Origin of the sequence: Streptomyces sp. LHD-70, assembly GCF_031157275.1 — a bacterium.
In the GTDB taxonomy this organism is placed as follows: Bacteria; Actinomycetota; Actinomycetes; order Streptomycetales; family Streptomycetaceae; genus Streptomyces.
Window position 1 is genome coordinate 244,639 of sequence record NZ_JAVIFW010000012.1, and the last position, 18,722, is coordinate 263,360.

General features: G+C 69.4%; 16 protein-coding genes. 15 read left to right on the forward strand and 1 reads right to left on the reverse strand.

Annotated features, from left to right (window positions below; all coding sequences use genetic code 11):
* Position 1: 1 nt before the first annotated feature.
* Together RCO28_RS24600 and RCO28_RS24605 are read left to right on the forward strand one after the other, a co-directional pair.
* Positions 2–2,005: a prolyl oligopeptidase family serine peptidase gene (locus RCO28_RS24600; RefSeq protein WP_308943421.1), complete on the forward strand. Its 2,004-nt coding sequence runs from the start codon at positions 2–4 to the stop codon at positions 2,003–2,005.
* Positions 2,002–2,958, forward strand: a complete 957-nt coding sequence (locus RCO28_RS24605; RefSeq protein WP_308943422.1) for an LD-carboxypeptidase — start codon at positions 2,002–2,004, stop codon at positions 2,956–2,958. The genes RCO28_RS24600 and RCO28_RS24605 overlap by 4 nt, the downstream gene beginning before the upstream one ends.
* Before the next feature lie 133 nt (positions 2,959–3,091).
* Here RCO28_RS24605 and RCO28_RS24610 read toward each other — a convergent pair whose 3' ends face one another.
* Positions 3,092–3,694, reverse strand: a complete 603-nt coding sequence (locus RCO28_RS24610; RefSeq protein WP_308943423.1) for a TetR/AcrR family transcriptional regulator — start codon at positions 3,692–3,694, stop codon at positions 3,092–3,094.
* Positions 3,695–3,895: 201 nt separating this feature from the next.
* On the opposite strand from RCO28_RS24610, the gene RCO28_RS24615 reads away from it, so the two are divergent.
* The 13 genes from RCO28_RS24615 to RCO28_RS24675 are packed head-to-tail and all read left to right on the forward strand — an operon-like array spanning position 3,896 to position 18,687.
* Positions 3,896–4,693, forward strand: a complete 798-nt coding sequence (locus RCO28_RS24615) for an enoyl-CoA hydratase-related protein (RefSeq protein ID WP_308943424.1) — start codon at positions 3,896–3,898, stop codon at positions 4,691–4,693.
* 28 nt (positions 4,694–4,721) lie between these two features.
* Positions 4,722–5,867 carry an acyl-CoA dehydrogenase family protein gene (locus RCO28_RS24620; RefSeq protein WP_308943425.1) on the forward strand — a complete coding sequence of 382 codons (1,146 nt, stop codon included), beginning with the start codon at positions 4,722–4,724 and terminating at the stop codon, positions 5,865–5,867.
* Positions 5,868–5,895: 28 nt separating this feature from the next.
* On the forward strand, positions 5,896–6,642 hold the full coding sequence (locus RCO28_RS24625; RefSeq protein ID WP_308943426.1) for a 3-oxoacyl-ACP reductase family protein: 747 nt from the start codon (positions 5,896–5,898) through the stop codon (positions 6,640–6,642).
* 13 nt (positions 6,643–6,655) lie between these two features.
* A complete protein-coding gene (locus tag RCO28_RS24630; protein ID WP_308943427.1) occupies positions 6,656–8,290 on the forward strand; it encodes an AMP-binding protein in 1,635 nt (544 codons plus the stop codon).
* Entirely contained in the window at positions 8,287–9,486 is a 1,200-nt protein-coding gene (gene pcaF / locus RCO28_RS24635) for a 3-oxoadipyl-CoA thiolase (protein ID WP_308943428.1), read from the forward strand. The genes RCO28_RS24630 and pcaF overlap by 4 nt, the downstream gene beginning before the upstream one ends.
* A gap of 10 nt (positions 9,487–9,496) precedes the next feature.
* A complete protein-coding gene (locus tag RCO28_RS24640) occupies positions 9,497–10,300 on the forward strand; it encodes an enoyl-CoA hydratase-related protein (RefSeq protein WP_308943429.1) in 804 nt (267 codons plus the stop codon).
* Between the two features lie 3 nt (positions 10,301–10,303).
* On the forward strand, positions 10,304–11,206 hold the full coding sequence (locus RCO28_RS24645; RefSeq protein WP_308943430.1) for a 3-hydroxyacyl-CoA dehydrogenase family protein: 903 nt from the start codon (positions 10,304–10,306) through the stop codon (positions 11,204–11,206).
* Positions 11,191–12,342, forward strand: coding sequence for an acyl-CoA dehydrogenase family protein (locus RCO28_RS24650; protein ID WP_308943431.1), 1,152 nt, complete (start codon positions 11,191–11,193; stop codon positions 12,340–12,342). Before RCO28_RS24645 ends, RCO28_RS24650 begins: the two co-directional genes overlap by 16 nt.
* A gap of 20 nt (positions 12,343–12,362) precedes the next feature.
* Positions 12,363–13,532: an acyl-CoA dehydrogenase family protein gene (locus RCO28_RS24655; RefSeq protein ID WP_374991237.1), complete on the forward strand. Its 1,170-nt coding sequence runs from the start codon at positions 12,363–12,365 to the stop codon at positions 13,530–13,532.
* Positions 13,533–13,575: 43 nt separating this feature from the next.
* Positions 13,576–14,565: an oxidoreductase gene (locus RCO28_RS24660; RefSeq protein ID WP_308943433.1), complete on the forward strand. Its 990-nt coding sequence runs from the start codon at positions 13,576–13,578 to the stop codon at positions 14,563–14,565.
* A 50-nt stretch (positions 14,566–14,615) separates the two neighbouring features.
* The gene (locus tag RCO28_RS24665) at positions 14,616–15,413 is read left to right on the forward strand and encodes an electron transfer flavoprotein subunit beta/FixA family protein (RefSeq protein ID WP_308943434.1); all 798 of its coding nucleotides are present in this window, start codon (positions 14,616–14,618) and stop codon (positions 15,411–15,413) included.
* Positions 15,414–15,466: 53 nt separating this feature from the next.
* Positions 15,467–16,429, forward strand: coding sequence for an electron transfer flavoprotein subunit alpha/FixB family protein (locus RCO28_RS24670; RefSeq protein WP_308943435.1), 963 nt, complete (start codon positions 15,467–15,469; stop codon positions 16,427–16,429).
* 23 nt (positions 16,430–16,452) lie between these two features.
* The gene (locus RCO28_RS24675) at positions 16,453–18,687 is read left to right on the forward strand and encodes a (Fe-S)-binding protein (RefSeq protein WP_308943436.1); all 2,235 of its coding nucleotides are present in this window, start codon (positions 16,453–16,455) and stop codon (positions 18,685–18,687) included.
* Positions 18,688–18,722: the final 35 nt, after the last annotated feature.

Consider the following 18,722-nt stretch of genomic DNA (forward strand, 5'->3'; position numbering starts at 1 on the left):
GATGACCGACACCGCACCCCACGGCGCATGGGATTCACCCATCGACGCCACCCTCGCCGCCTCACACGACGGCGCCCCGGAACACCTCGCGTTCGTCGGCGACGAGGTCTGGTGGACCGCACCGCGCCCCACCGAGGGCGGCCGCCGCGCCCTGATGCGCAGGCGCCCCGACGGCACCGAGGAGTCGCTGCTGCCCGAGCCGTGGAACGTCCGCAGCCGCGTCATCGAGTACGGCGGAGTGCCCTGGACCGCCACCACCGGCCCGCACGGCGGCCCCCTCGCCGTGTTCGTGGACTTCACCGACCAGCGGCTCTACGCCTACGAGCCCGACCGCCCCGGCGCCACCCCCCGCCCCCTCACCCCCACCTCCCCGGTGGGCGGCGGCCTGCGCTGGGCCGACCCGCGGCTGCTCCTCGACCGGGGCGAAGTCTGGTGCGTACTGGAGGAGTTCACCGGCGAGGGACCGGGCGACGTGCGCCGCCTCATCGCCGCCGTACCCCTCGACGGCTCGGCGGCAGAGGACCGCGCGCGGGTGCGCGAACTCACCGACGGCACGCACCGGTTCGGCACCGGACCGCGTCTGACCGCCGACGGCCGGCGCATGGCCTGGCTCGCCTGGGACCACCCGCGGATGCCGTGGGACGGCACGGAACTCCGCGTCGCCGAACTCGCCGCGGACGGCACCCCGCAGGACGTACGGACGGTCGCGGGCGGCACCGACGAGGCGATCGCTCAGGCCGAGTGGGCCGAGGACGGCACGCTGCTGTTCGCCTCGGACCGCAGCGGCTGGTGGAACCTGTACCGGACCGCCGTACCGGAACCCGGCGCCGCACCCGCCGGCCCGCCCCTCGAACTCTGTCCCCGCGACGAGGAGTTCGCCGGGCCGCTGTGGAGGGTGGGCCTGCGCTGGTTCGCGCCGCTCGCGGGCGGGCTGATCGCCGTCGTCCACGGCAAGGGCGCCACCGCCCTCGGCATCCTCGACCCCGCGACCGGCGAGGTCGTCGACGCCGCCGGACCCTGGACCGCGTGGTCGCCCACCCTGGACGCGAGCGGCACCCGCGTCGTCGGCGTCGGCGCCGGGCCGCACACCGGCCACGAGGTCGTCGAGCTGTGCACCGCCATCGGCCGCGCCCGCGTCATCGGCAACCGGCACACCGACCCGGTGGACCCCGCGTACTACCCGGAACCCCGGATCCGCACCTTCGACGGCCCGGACGGCCGCGACGTGCACGCCCACATCTACCCGCCGCGCCACCCCACCCACCGCGCACCCGACGGCGAACTCCCGCCCTACGTGGTGTGGGTGCACGGCGGCCCCACCTCCCACGCGCCGCTCGTCCTCGACCTGGAGATCGCCTACTTCACCTCGCGCGGCATCGGCGTCGCCGAGGTCAACTACGGCGGGTCCAGCGGGTACGGCAGGGAGTACCGCGACCGGCTGCGCGAGCAGTGGGGCGTGGTGGACGTCGAGGACTGCGCCGCCGTCGCCCGCGCGCTCGCCGACGAGGGCACCGCCGACGCCGCCCGGCTCGCCGTCCGCGGCGGCAGCGCGGGCGGCTGGACGGCGGCGGTCTCGCTCGCCACGACCGACGTCTACGCCTGCGGCACCGTCAAGTACCCGGTCCTCGACCTCACCGCGTTCGCCTCCGGCGAGACCCACGACTTTGAATCGCGCTACCTGGAGTCCCTTGTCGGCCCCCTCGCCGAGGTCCCCGCCCGCTACCGCGACCGCTCCCCGGTCCGCCACGCCGACCGTGTCACCGCCCCGTTCCTGCTGCTCCAGGGCCTGGACGACCTGGTCTGTCCGCCCGCGCAGTGCGAGCGGTTCCTGGAGCTGATGAAGGGCCGGGGCGTGCCGCACGCCTACCTCGCCTTCGCGGGCGAGGGCCACGGCTTCCGGCGCGCGGACACCATGATCCGCGCCGTCGAGGCCGAACTCTCCCTGTACGCCCAGGTGTTCGACTTCGAGCCCGCCGGTGTGCCGCGACTGGAGCTGGAGCGATGAGGACGGGGAGCCCCGCTGCTCCGATCCCCGAACCGACCCGGCCCCGCCGCCTCGTCCCCGGCGACCGGGTGGCCGTCGTCGCGCCCAGCGGCCCTGTCCCGGAGGACCGCCTCAAGGCCGGCCTCGACGTGCTGCGCGGCTGGAACTTGGACCCGATCGTGGCACCCCATGTCCTCACCGGACACGGCCGGTTGACGTACCTCGCCGCCTCCGACCGGCAGCGCGCCGACGACCTGGAGCGGGCCTGGTGCGACCCCTCCGTGGCCGCCGTGTTCTGCGCCCGCGGCGGCTTCGGCGCCCATCGCATGGTGGACCTGCTCGACTGGGGCGCGCTGCGCGCCGCGGGGCCCAAGGTGTTCGTCGGCTACAGCGACATCACGGCCCTGCACGAGGCGTTCGCCGTACGCCTGGGCCTCGCCACGCTGCACGGCCCGATGCCGGCCACCGCCGACTTCCTCGACACCGCGCGGGCCCGCGACCACCTCAGGGCCACGCTCTTCGCACCCGAGTCGACCCGGACGATCACGGGGCTGCCCGGCGTCGCCCCGCTCGTCCCCGGACGCGCGCGCGGCGTCACCCTCGGCGGCTGCCTCGCCCTCCTCGCCGCCGACCTGGCCACCCCGACCGGCCGCCCCTCGGCCCACGGCGGCCTGCTGTGCATCGAGGACACCGGCGAGGAGCCGTACCGCCTGGACCGCATCCTCACCCAACTCCTGCGCTCCGGCTGGCTCGACGGCGTCGCGGGCGTCCTCCTCGGCTCCTGGGCGGAGTGCGGCCCGTACGAGGAGGTCCGCGCCGTGCTCGCCGACCGCCTCGGACCGCTGGGCGTGCCGGTGGTGGAACAGTTCGGCTTCGGACACTGCACGGGCGCGCTGACGGTGCCGCTCGGGGTACGCGCGGAGCTGGACGCGGACGCGGGTGAACTACGGCTCCTCGAACCGGCGTTGACCTGAGGAGACCTCGTCGCACGGCTTACCCGGTGGCACCCGGTGCGTGGTGCGGACGGCTCTCCGGCCCGGCAATTCGATCGTGACCGCCGACCGGACAAGTGTCACCGCCGGCCCCCGTACCGTGACGCCCGCAACCTCACTTGACCTTGGCGTTCTCCACGTCCGTATGCCTCACGACGGAGGCCAGCAGCAGCTCGAATTCGCGCTCGACGTACTCGTCCACGGTGAACCGGTCCGCGAGGTTCCAGTGCTTGAGCGCCCAGCCGTGCGCGACGAGCGCGAGGTTGTGGGTGACGAGGTCGGGGTCGACGTCGCGGAAGACGCCCTGGCTGATCCCGTCGGCTACGGCCTGCTTGATCGGCGCTGCCGTTCGGATCTCGAGCTCCATGAGCTGCCTGCGCCCCTCGACGTCGAGGGTCTGGCTCTCCCGGTATGCGAGCACGGTGGCGTCGAGCTTGGCGTCGATGACGCGGCAGAACTCCTGGAACCCGCGGAAGAGCCGGTCCACCGGGTCGTCGCCGGCCTCCTCTATCGCGGCGGGCACCCGCTCCTGGAAGTCCTCGAGGATGTCCACGATCACGGCGCGGAGCAGGTCTTCCTTGTTGCCGAAGTACTTGTAGATGAGGCCGACGCTGATCTCGGCCTGCTCGGCCACGGCCTGCATCGACACCGCGTGGTAGCCCGACTCCTCCATGAGCTGGGCCGCGGCTTGAAGGATCTCCCGGCGCCGTCGGCGCACCCGCTCCTCACGTGCGCGCTCTCCGCGCGCTCGGGGGCTTGTCTCAGTGGTCAACGGCGCTCGTCCCTCCAGGCTCAGTGAATACTCGTTCATTTTGCCTGAGGCTGTCAAAGGGACCCCCTTGACACTCGTCGGTGAACCGTCGTTCAATGAATGTGCATTCAATGAATGGTGGTTCACTACACCTTCGAGGGGACTGGGATGACAGATTTCGAGGACATCAGCTACGTGGTGGACGGCCCCGCCGGGATCATCACGATCGAGCGCCCCGAGCGCTACAACGCCTTCCGGGCCAGGACTGTCGAGGAGATGATCAGGGCCTTCCGCCTCGCCTGGGCCGACAAGGACGTCAGGTGCGTGATCCTGACCGGCGCCGGCGAAAAGGCCTTCTGCACGGGCGGAGATGTCAAGCAGCGCGCGGAGACCGGAGACTACGGCCCCAGCGAGAGCGGCATGTTCGAGATCGGGAACCTCCACAAGCTGATCCGTGACATTCCCAAGCCGGTCATCGCTGCGGTGAATGGAGTCGCCGTCGGCGGCGGCCACGTCCTGCAGGTGCTCTGCGACGTCTCCATCGCCAGCGAGACGGCCCGGTTCGGACAGGCAGGCCCCAAGGTCGGCTCCTTCGACGCGGGCTTCGGCTCCGCCTACCTCTCTCGCATCGTGGGGGAGAAGAAGGCGCGGGAGATCTGGTTCTGGTGCCGCATGTACGACGCGAACGCCGCCTTGGACATGGGGCTGGTGAACGCGGTCGTACCGGCCGACCGGCTTATGGACGAGGCCCGGGCCTGGGCGGCGGAGCTCACCCCGAAGAGCCCCACCGCGATCCGCTTCCTCAAGCAGTCGTTCAACGCCGACACCGACCACCAGGCCGGTCTCAGCAACCTCGCGATGTCGGCACTCGACCTGTTCACTGCCTCGCCCGAGGGGCTCGAGGGCGCTGCGGCCTTCGCCGAGAAGAGGACCCCCGACTTCAACCGCCACGTCGACTGGCACTGAGCGGCCACCGCTCGGAAGGGAACAGACAGTGGACTTCCGTTTCGACGAGTACGAGGAGTCGTACCGCCAGGAGCTGCGCCGCTTCGCCACCAAGGTGCTGGCTCCGCACTACCAGGCGGACGACAAGGCCGCGAGGCTGCGTCCGACTCTGGCCAAGGAGATGGCCGGCATGGGCCTCACCGGGCTGCGGATCCCGGAGCGCCATGGCGGCGAGGACGCGACCGCGGTGGTCGCCGGGCTGGCCGCTGAGGAAGTGGGCCGCGCCGACTTCAACGCCACCTACCTGATCATCAACACCGCCCTCATCAGTGATGTCCTCGTGCGCAACGCCGGCGAGGAGCAGCATGCGCAGTGGCTGCCTCCGATCGCCTCGGGCGACGTCGTCCCGGCGCTGTGCGTCACCGAGCCGGAACACGGCACCGACGCCGCGAAGCTGGAGCTGCGTGCCGAGCCGGACGGGGACGGATGGCGCCTGACAGGCGAGAAGACCTCGATCACGCTGGGCATGAACGCCCACACCGGTCTCGTGCTCGCTCGCACCGGCGGCAGCGGGGCACGCGGGGTCAGCGCGTTCTATGTCGACCTCGACGACCAGTACGTCACCCGCTCCGCGTTCGACGACCTCGGCAGCCGCGCCATCGGCCGTGCCTCGCTGCACTTCGATGGCCTGCCCGTGTCCCGGGACCGGCTGATCGGCGAAGAGGGCGCCGGGTTCGTCTCCGTGATGCAAGGTTTCGACTACTCCCGGGCCATCATCGGGCTCGCCTGCCTCGGCGCGGCCCAGGTCTCGCTCGAGGAGGCATGCCAGTGGGCACGGGACCGGGAGGCGTTCGGCCAGCCCATCGGGAAGTTCCAGGGGGTCGCCTTCCCGCTGGCCGCCAACGCCACATACCTCCGCGGGGCGCGGCACGTCTGCTACGAGGCCCTCTGGCGCAAGGACAACGGCCTGGAGCACAGCGCTGAGGCCGCGATGGCCAAGTTCTGGGCCCCGAAGCTGTCGACCGAGGTCATCCATCAGTGCCTGCTCACGTTCGGGCACCTGGGCTACTCGTCCGAGAGCCCGCTGGGGCAGCGGCTCCGTGACGTCATCGGGCTCGAGATCGGGGACGGGACCGCGCAGGTCTCCCAGCTCGTCATCGCCCGCAGCCTTCTCGGCCGTACGTACGCGCCGTAGCCAGCCACCATCAGAAGGGGAAACCACCGTGGGACAGCTCGACAACAAGGTCACCGTCGTGACGGGTGCCGGTCAGGGCATCGGCAAGGCGATCGCGGAGAGGCTCGGGGCCGGCGGCGCGACAGTGGTCGTCACCGACATCAACGAGGCCACCGCCAAGGAGACCGCCGACAGCATCGGGAACGGCGCAGTCGGCATCCGGACCGACGTCACCTCGCGCGAGTCGGTCGACGCCATGGTCGCGGAAGTCGTCGCGACGTTCGGCCGCGTCGACGCGCTCGTCAACAACGCCGGCTGGGACAAGGCCTCCCCGTTCCTCGCCTCCGACCCGGCCGACTGGGACCGGGTGATGCAGATCAACCTCTACGGCGTCCTCAACACCTGCAAGGCGGTGCTGCCGCTGATGGCCGAGGCGAAGAGCGGTTCCGTGGTCAACCTCGGCTCGGACGCCGGCCGGGTCGGCTCCTCCGGCGAGGCGGTGTACTCCGCGGCCAAGGGCGGGGTGATCGCGTTCACCAAGGCGATGGCGCGCGAGATGGCTCGCTACCAGATCAACGTCAACTGCGTGTGCCCCGGACCCACCGACACGGCACTCTTCTCCTCCCTCGGCGGTGACGACCCCAAGCTCAGGGACGCCCTGATCCGGGCCATCCCGTTCCGTCGGCTGGGCCGACCGAGCGACCTGGCGAACACCGTTGCCTTCCTCGCCTCCGACGAGGCCGACTTCATCACCGGACAAACCGTCAGCGTCAGCGGCGGCCTCACCATGAGCTGACACAGGAGATTCGATGTCCTTCGAGACGACCCTCACGCAGGACCAGATCGACCTCTACACCGGGCAGGGTTTCTGGCAGGACCGCACCATCACCGACTTCCTCGACGAGGTCGCCGCACGGACCCCCGACAAGGTCGCCTTCGCAGACCCTCGCCGGCAGATCACCTACGGGGAGCTGAAGCAGGAAGTCGACCGGTGCGCGCTGGGATTCCTCGAGCTCGGCGTCCGTCCGGGGGACGTGGTCTCCTTCCAGCTCCCGAACCGAATCGAGTGGGTGGTCACCCACTTCGCGGCAAGCCGGATCGGGGCGGTCAGCAACCCGCTGATCCCGATCTACCGCGAGCGGGAGATCAGCTTCATGGTCGGCCTGGCCAAGTCCAAGGTCATCGTCGTGCCGAGTGAGTTCCGCGGCTTCGACTACCCCGCCATGGTCGAGCGGCTCCGCCCGGAATGGCCACACCTTGAGCACGTCCTCGTCGTCGACGGCAAGCCTGGGCAAGGCGTCCTGCCCTGGTCGGAGTTCATGGCCACGCCATGGGAAGAGCAGCGCGACGGCGCAGAGCTCGCCACGCTGCGGCCGGATCCGAACGAGGTGACGCTCCTGATCTTCACCTCCGGAACAACAGGCGAGCCGAAGGGAGTGATGCACACCCACAACACCCTCGTCGCCGCGAACAGCCCACTCCCGGCGCGGCTCGGGATCACGGATGAGAGCGTGATCCACATCGCGTCCACGCTCGCTCACCTGACCGGCTTCCTCTACGGAGCCCGGTTGCCGGTGCAGAACGGCGCCACCGGCATTCTCCAGGACGTCTGGGACGCACGGAGCTTCGTGGAACTCGTCGAGAAACACCGGATCACCTACACCTCCGGGGCGACACCGTTCCTGCACGACCTGCTCGGCGCCCCGAACCTGGCCGGCCAGGACCTGTCGTCGCTGGAACGCTTCTGCTGCATGGGGGCGCCCATTCCGCGGGCGATCGTCCGGGAGGCCCGGCAGAAGCTGCCGGACATGGTGGTGCTCGGTGGCTGGGGCCAGAGCGAGAACGCCCTGGTCACGCTCGGTGTCCCCGGTGACCCGGAAGAGAAGATCGTCGACACCGACGGATGCCCCTGGCCGGGCATGCGCATCCGGGTGGTCGACGCGGGCGGCAACGAGCTTCCCGCCAACCACGACGGTCACCTGCAGGTGACCGGGCCGTTCCTCTTCGTCGGCTACGCCGAGAGGCTGGAACTGACCCGTGAAGGCTTCAGCGGGGAGTGGTTCGACACCGGTGACCTGGCCCGGATCGACGAGGGGGGCTACCTCAAGATCTCGGGGCGGATGAAGGACGTCGTCATCCGCGGTGGCGAGAACATCCCCGTCGTCTACGTGGAGAACGCCCTCTACGAGAACGACAAGATCGACTCCGTCGCCGTCATCGGCGTACCCGACCCGCGGCTCCAGGAACGCGCCTGTGCCTGCGTCGTCCTCGAACCCGGCGCCGGCGACTTCTCCTTCGAGGAGATGCAGCAGTACCTGAAGGAGAAGGGCGTGGCCAGGCAGTACTGGCCCGAAAAGCTCGTGGTGCTCCCGGAGTTCCCGAGAACGCCGAGCGGCAAGATCCAGAAGTTCCAACTCCGCGACAGTATCGGTGGTGACGCATGACCACGGCCTACCTCGTGACGGGGACTCGTACCCCGATCGGCCGGTACGGCGGTGCCCTCGCCGCAGTCCGCACGGACGACCTCGCGGCGCACGCCGTCCAAGCCCTCGTCAAGCAGGCCGGCGCGGTCGACTGGGACGCCGTCGACGATGTCGTCCTCGGGTGCGCCAACCAGGCCGGCGAGGACAACCGCAACGTGGCACGCATGGCAGGGCTGCTCGCGGGCCTCCCCGTGGAGGCACCCGGCATCACGGTGAACCGGCTGTGCGCCTCCGGCCTCGACGCCGTCGCCCTGGCCGCGCGGACCGTACGGGCAGGCGAGGCCGACCTGGTCATCGCCGGCGGGGTGGAGAACATGACACGCGCCCCGTTCGTGCTGCCCAAGGCGCCGACTGCCTGGTCCCGGGCGAGCGAGGTGCACGACACCACCATCGGCTGGCGGTTCGTCAACCCCCGTATGCGAGCCGAGCACGGCACGGACTCGATGCCCGAGACCGCCCAGAACGTCGCCGACACCTACGGCATCTCCCGCGAGGACCAGGACGCCTTCGCCCTCCGTTCCCAGGAACGGGCGGCCGCAGCCCTCGCCCGGGGGCGGCTGGAGCGCGAGATCACGCCCGTGGCGGTGCCCGGGAGGCGAGGTGAGTCGACTCTGGTCGAGACGGACGAACATCCGCGCCGGACCTCACTCGAGGCGCTGGCCCGACTGAAGCCGATCGTGGCAGGCGGCAGCGTCACCGCCGGCAACGCCTCGGGCGTCAACGACGGCGCGGCTGCGGTGCTGGTCGCCTCGGAGCGGGCCGTGGAGAGGTACGGACTCACGCCGTTGGCCCGGATCTCCGGTGCCGCCGCGGTCGGTGTGCCGCCGCGGGTCATGGGCATCGGCCCCGACCCGGCCACGCGCAAGCTCCTCGGCAGGTCCGGCCTCACGGTCGGGGATGTGGACCTGGTCGAGGTCAACGAGGCCTTCGCTTCCCAGGCGTTGGCGGTGCTGCGCGGTCTCGGGCTGCCCGACGACGCGGAACACGTGAACCCCAACGGGGGCGCGATCGCCCTCGGACACCCCCTTGGCGCCAGTGGGGCCCGCCTGGCCCTGACCGCGGCGATCGAACTTGCGGACCGGCAGGCCCGTCGTGCCGTCGTGACGATGTGTGTCGGCGTGGGGCAGGGCGTTTCCCTGCTCCTCGAGGCCGCGTGAGGAGAGACCCATGACAACAACAGCACGCCCGCCTGGGCGAGTTCACGAGACGATCACCGTCGACGTCACCGACCGGGTCGCCGTGATCACCATCAACCGGCCGGAGGTCCGCAACGCCGTCAATCGGCAAGTGCAGGCCGATCTGCGCCAGGCACTCGCGGACCTCCGCGACGACGAGACCGTCGGCGCCGTCGTCTTCACCGGAGCAGGGGACCATTCCTTCATCGCCGGCGCCGACATCACGCAGCTGAAGGACTACACCCTGCACACCGCGCTCGAGTCGGAGATGCAGCGGCTGTACGACGAGATCGAGGCGTTCGAGAAACCGACGATCGCCGCCGTGAACGGCTACGCGCTCGGCGGGGGCTGTGAGCTCGCGATGGCCTGCGACATCCGGGTCGCCGCCGACACCGCACGGTTCGGGCTGCCGGAGACGAACCTGTCCGTGCTCCCCGGTGCCGGCGGGACCCAGCGGCTCGCCCGCCTGGTGGGCACCGGCAGGGCGGTCGAGATGATCCTCACCGGCCGCCTGGTCGACGCTGCCGAGGCCTCCGCGATCGGACTGGTGACCTCCGTGGTCCCCGCCGACGCACTCCTGGACGAGGTTCGCCGGGTGGCGGGACAGGTGCTGCGCAAGGGGCCCCTCGCGGTGCGGCTGGCCAAGCTCGTGATCCGCTCCGGCATGGACGCCGACCAGAGCACCGGCCTGGTCATCGAGCGCCTGGCCCAGGCGCTGCTCTACACCAGCGACGACAAGCGCGAGGGCACGGAGGCCTTTCTGGCCAAGCGTCCTCCCGTCTTCCGGGGGAGGTAGCCCATGAGGACGATCGAACGAGTGCTCGTCATCGGTGCGGGGACCATGGGTGCCCAGATCGGGATGGTCGGCGCGCTGGCCGGTTTCGAGGTCGAGGTGTACGACCCCGACGAGGCGGCACTGGGCCGCGCCCATGCGGAACTTGAGGAACGTACCGCCCGCAATGTGGAGAAGGGCCGGCTCACCACGGCCGAGCGCGACGCCGCCTTTGCCCGGATGAGCTTCGGCACCGACCTGGCCCCTCCGGCAGTGAAGGCCGACTTCGTCATCGAGGCCGCGGTGGAGAAGCTGGACGTCAAGCGGCAGCTCTTCGCCGAGTTGGACCGGATCACCCCTCCGCACACGATCCTTGCCACCAACTCCTCCGGCTTCGTGCCCTCGCAGATCGCCGATGCCACCCGCAGGCCGGACCGGATCTGCAACATGCACTTCTTCAACCCGGCCCTGGTGATGCGCTGCATCGAGATCGTGCGGGGTCCGCAGACGTCCGACGAGACGGTCCAGGCGACCGTCGCGCTCGCGGAGCGGCTCGGCAAGCTCCCGGTCGTACTGGACAAGGAGATCCCAGGGTTCGTCGCCAACAGGATCCTGGGCGCGGTCCGGGACGAGGCGATCCATCTTCTGGAGAGTGGCGTCGCCTCGGTTCAGGCGATCGACACAGTGTGCCGCACCGCGCTCGGCTACCCCATGGGGCCGTTCGAACTCATGGACCTCACCGGGATCGACATCGGCTACCACACCAAGAAGGCGCGGTACGAGGAAAGCGGTGACCCGAAGGACCTGCCGAGCCACAGCGTCACGGAGCTGGTCGAGCGCGGTGAGCTCGGCAGGAAGGCCGGCAAGGGCTGGTACGCGTACGACGAGCACGGCAACAAGATCGAAGGATTGACATGGACCTCGCGCTGAACGACGACCAGAAGAACTTCCAAGGGCTGGCCCGCGAGTTCCTCGACAAGGAGGTCGTACCCCACCGGGCGGCATGGGACCGGGCGGAGAGCGTCGACATCGGCATCGTTCCGAAGCTGGGCGAGATCGGCTTCTTCGGGCTGACCATTCCTGAGGAGTACGGCGGCCTCGGTGGCGACTACCTCACCTACTGCATCGGCATGGAGGAGCTCGGCCGGGCCGACTCCTCGGTCCGTGGCATCGTCTCGGTGTCCATGGGCCTGGTCGGCAAAGTGATCCTGTCGCACGGTACCGAGGAGCAGAAGCAGTACTGGCTGCCCGGGATCGCCACCGGTGAGCTCCTCGCCTGCTTCGGACTCACCGAGCCGGACACCGGCTCGGACGCCGGCAACCTCAAGGCCCGGGCGGTCCGCGACGGCGGCGACTACGTCCTCAACGGCCAGAAGATCTTCATCACCAACGGCACCTGGGCCGACCTGTGCCTGGTCTTCGCCCGCACCGGGGGCCCCGGCCCCAAGGGCGTCTCCGCGTTCCTGGTCCCCACCAGCACTCCTGGGTTCGAACGGCGGGAGATCAAGGGCAAGTTGGGGCTACGGGGCCAGGCAACCGCCGAGATCTTCCTGACCGACGTCCGTGTCCCCGCCTCGGCGCGGCTCGGCGAGGAGGGCGAGGGCTTCTCCATCGCCATGCACTCCCTGGACAAGGGACGTGTGTCCGTCGGCGCCGGCTGTGTCGGGATCATCCAGGGCTGCCTGGACGCGGTCGTGCAGTACTCCCAGCAGCGGCGGCAGTTCGGCCGCCCGCTCGCCTCGTTCCAGATGATCCAGGACATGATCGCCGACATGTCCGTCGAGGCCGAGGCCGCGCGGCTGCTCGTCTGGAAGGCCGCCGATCTGATCGAGCGGGGCGAGCCGTTCGGGGTGACCGCCTCCAAGGCGAAGTACTACGCCAGCGAGGCGGCGGTACGCGCGACGAACTCTGCCATCCAGGCCTTCGGCGGTTACGGCTACGTCGACGAGTACCCGGTGCAGAAGTACCTGCGCGACGCCCGCGTGATGACCCTCTACGAAGGCACCAGCCAGATCCAGAAGCTCCTCATCGGCCGTGCCGAGACCGGCATCAACGCCTTCATCTGAAAGGAACACCTGTGGCCACTGTGAACACGCAGACCCCTATTGGCCTGTTCAGCGTCGACGAACTGATCGACGAGGACGACCGCGCGATACGTGACACCGTCCGCCGATACGTCGAAGACCGGATCAAGCCGCACATCGCCGACTGGTTCGAGGACGGCGCCATCCCCGCCCGCGACCTCGCCAAGGAGCTCGGTGCTCTGGGCGTGCTCGGTATGCACCTGAAGGGCTACGGCTGCTCCGGCACCACCGCCACCGCCTACGGACTGGCCTGCATGGAGCTGGAAGCCGGCGACTCCGGACTCCGGTCGCTGGTCTCCGTGCAGGGGTCGCTGGCGATGTACGCGATCTGGAAGCACGGCAGCGAGGAGCAGAAGTCCGCATGGCTGCCGCGCATGGCCGCGGGCGAGGCCATCGGCTGCTTCGGCCTGACCGAAGCCGACTTCGGTTCGAACCCGGCGGGGATGCGTACCCGGGCCCGCAAGGACGGCACCGACTGGGTGCTCAACGGCAACAAGATGTGGATCACCAACGGCTCCGTCGCCGATGTCGCGGTCGTGTGGGCACAGACCGACGACGGGATCCGGGGGTTCGTCGTCCCCACCGACACCCCTGGTTTCTCCGCACCGGAGATCAAGAAGAAGATGTCGCTACGGGCGTCGGTCACCAGCGAACTCGTCCTCGAGGACGTGCGCTTGCCGGCAGAGGCGGTGCTGCCGGGCGTCCGTGGGCTCTCCGGCCCGCTCAGCTGCCTCAACGAGGCCCGCTACGGGATCGTGTTCGGGGCGCTCGGCGCCGCGCGGGACTGCCTGGAGACCGCCATCGCCTACGCCCGCGACCGGGACATCTTCGACAAGCCGCTGGCCGCCTACCAGCTCACCCAGGCCAAGCTCGCCGACATGACCCTGGAGTTGGGCAAGGGCATGCTCCTGGCGGTGCAGCTCGGCCGCCTCAAGGACGGCGGCCTGCTCCGGTCCGAGCAGGTCAGCCTCGGCAAGCTCAACAACGTGCGCGAGGCCATCGCCATCGCTCGCGAGTGCCGCACGATCCTGGCTGCCAACGGCATCACGTTGGAGTATCCGGTGCTGCGGCACGCCAACAACCTTGAGTCCGTCCTCACTTACGAGGGCACCTCCGAGGTGCACCAGCTCGTCATCGGCCGCGCCCTGACCGGCTACGCCGCGTTCCGGTGACGCACGACCGCATACCTGCCACGTAGGGGATTTCATGAATGGCGTGACGAGCCTGGCCTACCAGATCAGATCCGACGGACAACGGGTCTGGGGCGACTGGGCGCACGTCCCGGTCGCGGACGTGGGCTCCGGCGAGCTGCTCATCCGTACGTCGTATTCGAGCGTGAACTTCAAGGACGCACTCGCCGCGACCGGATCGGGGAAGGTCGTGCGCACCTTTCCCCTGATCGGGGGGATCGACGTCGCCGGCGAGGTCGCCGAGTCGACCGACACCCGCTTCCGGGAGGGCGATCAGGTCGTGGTGACCGGCTTCGCGCTCGGCGAGGGGCACGACGGCGGCTACTCGCAGTGGGTTCGTGTACCGGCGGACTGGGCCGTGCCGCTGCCGGACGGGATGACCGCATGGGAATCCATGGCACTCGGTACGGCGGGAATCACCGCCGCACTGGCGATCCACGAGCTCGAGCACAACGGGCTGCGGCCGGACCGAGGGCCGGTCGCCGTCACCGGGGCGAGCGGAGGAGTCGGCAGCCTCGCGGTGAGCATGCTCGCCGGTCGCGGCTACGACGTCACCGCCGTGACGGGGAAGAGCGACGCGCATGACGACCTCCGGCACTTGGGTGCGAGCGACGTCGTCGCCAGGCCGACCGCTCGCGAAGGTGTCCCGCCCTTGGAGAGCGGCCGATGGGCCGGGGCTGTCGACTCGGTCGGCGGCGACCTCCTCGCCTGGCTGATCCGGACGACGCAGCGGCAGGGCAGCATCGCGTCTTTCGGCAACACCGGTGGCCACCAACTGGACACCTCCGTACTGCCGTTCGTCCTGCGCGGGATCAACCTGCTCGGAATCAACTCCGGCTATTTCAGCCACGAACTGCGTCAGCGGCTGTGGCAGCGCATGAACGACGACCTTCGTCCGCGGCATCTCGACGAGATCGCCCGCACCATCGATTTCCGGGAACTCCCCCAGGTATTCCCCCAGTTCCTTGCCGGGCGCATGCGGGGACGAATCGTGGTGCGGGTCGGTGACCAATGACCAGCACATATCAGCTTTGGATGATGTGAACCCTTGTTAAGGAGACAGCTGTGAGCTTGAGGATCGTTGTCTGTGTGAAGTACGTGCCCGACGCCACCGGCGACCGGCACTTCACCGATGACCTGACCGTCGACCGCGACGATGTCGACGGCCTGCTGTCGGAGCTCGACGAGTACGCGGTCGAGCAGGCCCTGCAGATTGCGGAGGAGTGTCAACGGGCCGGTGCCGACGCGGAGATCACCGTCCTGACGGTGGGCCCGGAGGACGCCAAGGATGCGCTGCGCAAGGCGCTGTCCATGGGCGCCGACAAGGCTGTGCACGTCGAGGACGACGACCTGCATGGCACCGATGTCATGGGTACGTCGCTGGTGCTCGCCAAGGCGATCGAGAAGACCGGGTACGACCTGGTTATCGCCGGTATGGCGTCCACCGACGGCACCATGGGTGTTCTGCCCGCGCTGTTGTCGGAGCGTCTCGGCGTGGCGCAGGTGACGCTGCTGTCCGAGGTCTCGGTCGAGGGCGGCACCGTCAAGGGCCGTCGTGACGGTGACACCGCGTCCGAGCAGCTGGAGGCGTCGCTTCCGGCCGTCGTGTCGGTGACGGACCAGTCGGGCGAGGCCCGCTACCCGTCGTTCAAGGGCATCATGGCCGCCAAGAAGAAGCCGGTGGAGTCCCTGGACCTGGACGACCTGGACATCGAGGCCGAGGAAGTCGGTCTGGAGGGTGCCTGGTCCAAGGTCGACGAGGCGGCCGAGCGTCCGGCCCGTACCGCGGGCACGATCGTCAAGGACGAGGCCGAGGGCGGCAAGCAGCTGGCCGCCTTTCTCGCGGGCCAGAAGTTCATCTAAGGCTTCGGCCACCAACGCCCCTTTCACGCTTCGCAAGCAGGAGATGAAGTCCCATGGCTGAAGTTCTGGTCTACGTCGACCACGTGGACGGTGCCGTCCGCAAGCCCACCCTTGAACTGCTGACGCTGGCCCGCCGCCTGGGCGAGCCCGTCGCCGTCGCCCTCGGCAACGGCGCCGCGGACACCGCCGCCGCGCTCGCCGAGCACGGTGCGGTGAAGGTGCTGACCGCGGATGCACCCGAGTTCGCCGACTACCTCGTCGTGCCGAACGTGGACGCGCTGCAGGCCGCGTACGAGGCCGTCTCGCCCGCCGCCGTACTGGTGCCCTCGTCCGCCGAGGGCAAGGAGATCGCCGCGCGTCTGGCGGTCCGTATCAAGTCCGGCATCATCACCGACGCCGTCGACCTGGAGGCCGGTGACGAGGGCCCGGTCGCGACGCAGTCCGCGTTCGCCGCGTCCTTCACCACCAAGTCCCGTATCACGCAGGGCACTCCGGTCATCACGGTCAAGCCGAACTCGGCCGCCGTGGAGGCCGCTCCGGCCGCGGGTGCGGTCGAGGCCCTGGCCGTCACGTTCTCGGACGCCGCTTCGGGTACGAACGTGATCGCGCGCACGCCGCGCGAGTCGACCGGCCGTCCGGAGCTGACCGAGGCCGCGATCGTGGTCTCCGGTGGCCGTGGCGTCAACGGCGCGGAGAACTTCGCGATCATCGAGGCCCTCGCCGACTCGCTCGGTGCGGCCGTCGGCGCCTCGCGTGCCGCGGTGGACGCGGGCTGGTACCCGCACTCCAACCAGGTCGGCCAGACCGGCAAGTCGGTCTCGCCGCAGCTGTACATCGCGTCCGGCATCTCCGGTGCGATCCAGCACCGTGCCGGTATGCAGACCTCGAAGACGATCGTGGCGATCAACAAGGACGCCGAGGCCCCGATCTTCGACCTGGTCGACTACGGCGTGGTCGGCGACCTCTTCGAGGTCGTCCCGCAGCTCACCGAAGAGGCCAACACCCGCAAGGGCTGACCCTCAGGAAGGTGCTTCGTCTCATGCAACTCGCAGCGATCGTCGTGTCGTTGGCGCTAACCGTGATCGGTGTGGCGCTCCTCGGTCGGGCCGTCGCGCGGATCTACGGGTTCGTGCGGCTCGGCCAACCGGTTCCGGCGGGCAGCCGTACGGACAACTGGCGTGCGCGGACTGCGACGTTGGCGCGGGAGTTCCTGGGGCACACCCGGCTGAACCGGTGGGGTGTCGTCGGTGTCGCGCACTGGTTCGTGGCGGTCGGATTTCTGACGCTGCCGCCGACCCTTGCGCAGGCCTACGGCCAGCTCTTCGACACCGGCTTCACGCTGCCGGGTCTCGGGGGCTTCCTGCCCTTTGAGATGTACATCGAGTTCATCGGTGTGATGACGGTCGTCGGGATCGTCGTGCTGATGGCGGTCCGGCTGCTGAACCTGCCCTCGCGGGCGGGCCGCAAGTCCCGTTTCGCGGGTTCGAAGATGGGCCAGGCGTACTTCGTCGAGTACGTCATCCTGACCATCGGTCTGGCGATCTACGTGCTGCGCGGGCTCGAGGGCGCGGTCCATCACGTGGAGGGCTACGAGGCGGCGTACTTCGCGTCGTACCCGCTGGTGTTGGCTTTCAAGGGCCTGTCGGTGGGTGTGCTGCACGGCCTGGTGTACGCCGTGGCGATGGTGAAGATCTGCACGTCGCTGATCTGGATGATCACGGTGTCGTTGAACACGAACATGGGTGTGGCCTGGCACCGGTTCCTGGCCTTCCCGAACATCTGGTTCAAGCGGAACGCGACCGGTGAGACCTCGCTCGGCGCGCTGCTCCCGATGACCTCGGGCGGCAAGGAGATCGACTTCGAGGACCCGGGCGAGGACGACACCTTCGGTGTCAGCCAGGTCGAGCAGTTCTCCTGGAAGGGCCTGCTGGACTTTTCTACGTGTACGGAGTGCGGTCGCTGCCAGTCGCAGTGCCCCGCCTGGAACACCGGCAAGCCGCTCTCGCCGAAGCTGCTGGTCATGTCGCTGCGCGACCACGCGCACGCCAAGGCCCCGTATCTCCTTGTGGGGGAGGCGAGTTCGGAGACGGAGCGTCCGCTGGTCGGCACCGTCGAGGAGAACGGTGTGATCGACCCGGACGTGCTGTGGTCCTGCACCACGTGCGGTGCCTGTGTCGAGCAGTGCCCGGTGGACATCGAGCACGTCGACCACATCGTCGACATGCGCCGCTACCAGGTGATGATCGAGTCCGCGTTCCCGTCCGAGGCGGGCACGATGCTCAAGAACCTGGAGAAGAAGGGCAACCCCTGGGGCCTGGCGAAGAAGCAGCGCCTGGAGTGGACCAAGGAGGTCGACTTCGAGGTCCCGGTCGTCGGCAAGACGATCGACGACCTCACCGAGGTCGAGTACCTGTACTGGGTCGGCTGCGCCGGCGCCCTGGAGGACCGGGCGAAGAAGACCACCAAGGCCTTCGCCGAGCTCCTGCACATCGCGGGCGTCAAGTTCGCGATCATGGGCGGCGACGAGAAGTGCACCGGTGACTCCGCCCGCCGTCTCGGCCAGGAGCCGCTGTTCCAGGAGCTCGGCATGGAGAACGTCGCCACGCTGAACGCCGCCTTCGGCGAGGACGACGAGGACCCGGAGACGAAGAAGCCGAAGGCCGCGAAGAAGATCGTCGCGACCTGCCCGCACTGCCTCAACACCCTCGGCAACGAGTACCCGCAGCTCGGCGGCGACTACGAAGTCATCCACCACACCCAGCTGCTCCAGCACCTCATCGACGAGGGCAAGCTCATCCCCGTCACCCCGGTCGAGGGCCTGATCACCTACCACGACCCCTGCTACCTGGGCCGCCACAACAAGATCTACACGCCCCCGCGCGAGATCATCGGCACGGTCCCGGGCCTGCGCAACGAGGAGATGCACCGCCACAAGGAACGCGGCTTCTGCTGCGGCGCCGGCGGCGCCCGCATGTGGATGGAAGAGCGCATCGGCAAGCGCATCAACACCGAACGCGTCGACGAAGCCCTGTCCCTCAACCCGGACATCGTCTCCACCGCCTGCCCGTTCTGCCTCGTCATGCTCACCGACTCCGTCAACGGCAAGAAGGCTGCAGCCGAAAGCGGCTCCGCCGCGGGCGTCAAGGCCAAGGAGTCCCTCCAGGTCGTCGACGTCTCCCAACTCCTCCTCGAATCCGTCAAGACCCCGGCCGAGGAGCCCCCGGCGGGCGAGGCCGAGTCGGAGGACGCGCCCGAGCCCGAGCCGGTGAAGTAACCGGTCGTACGCGCGAGTTGAGGGGGTCGCCCGAG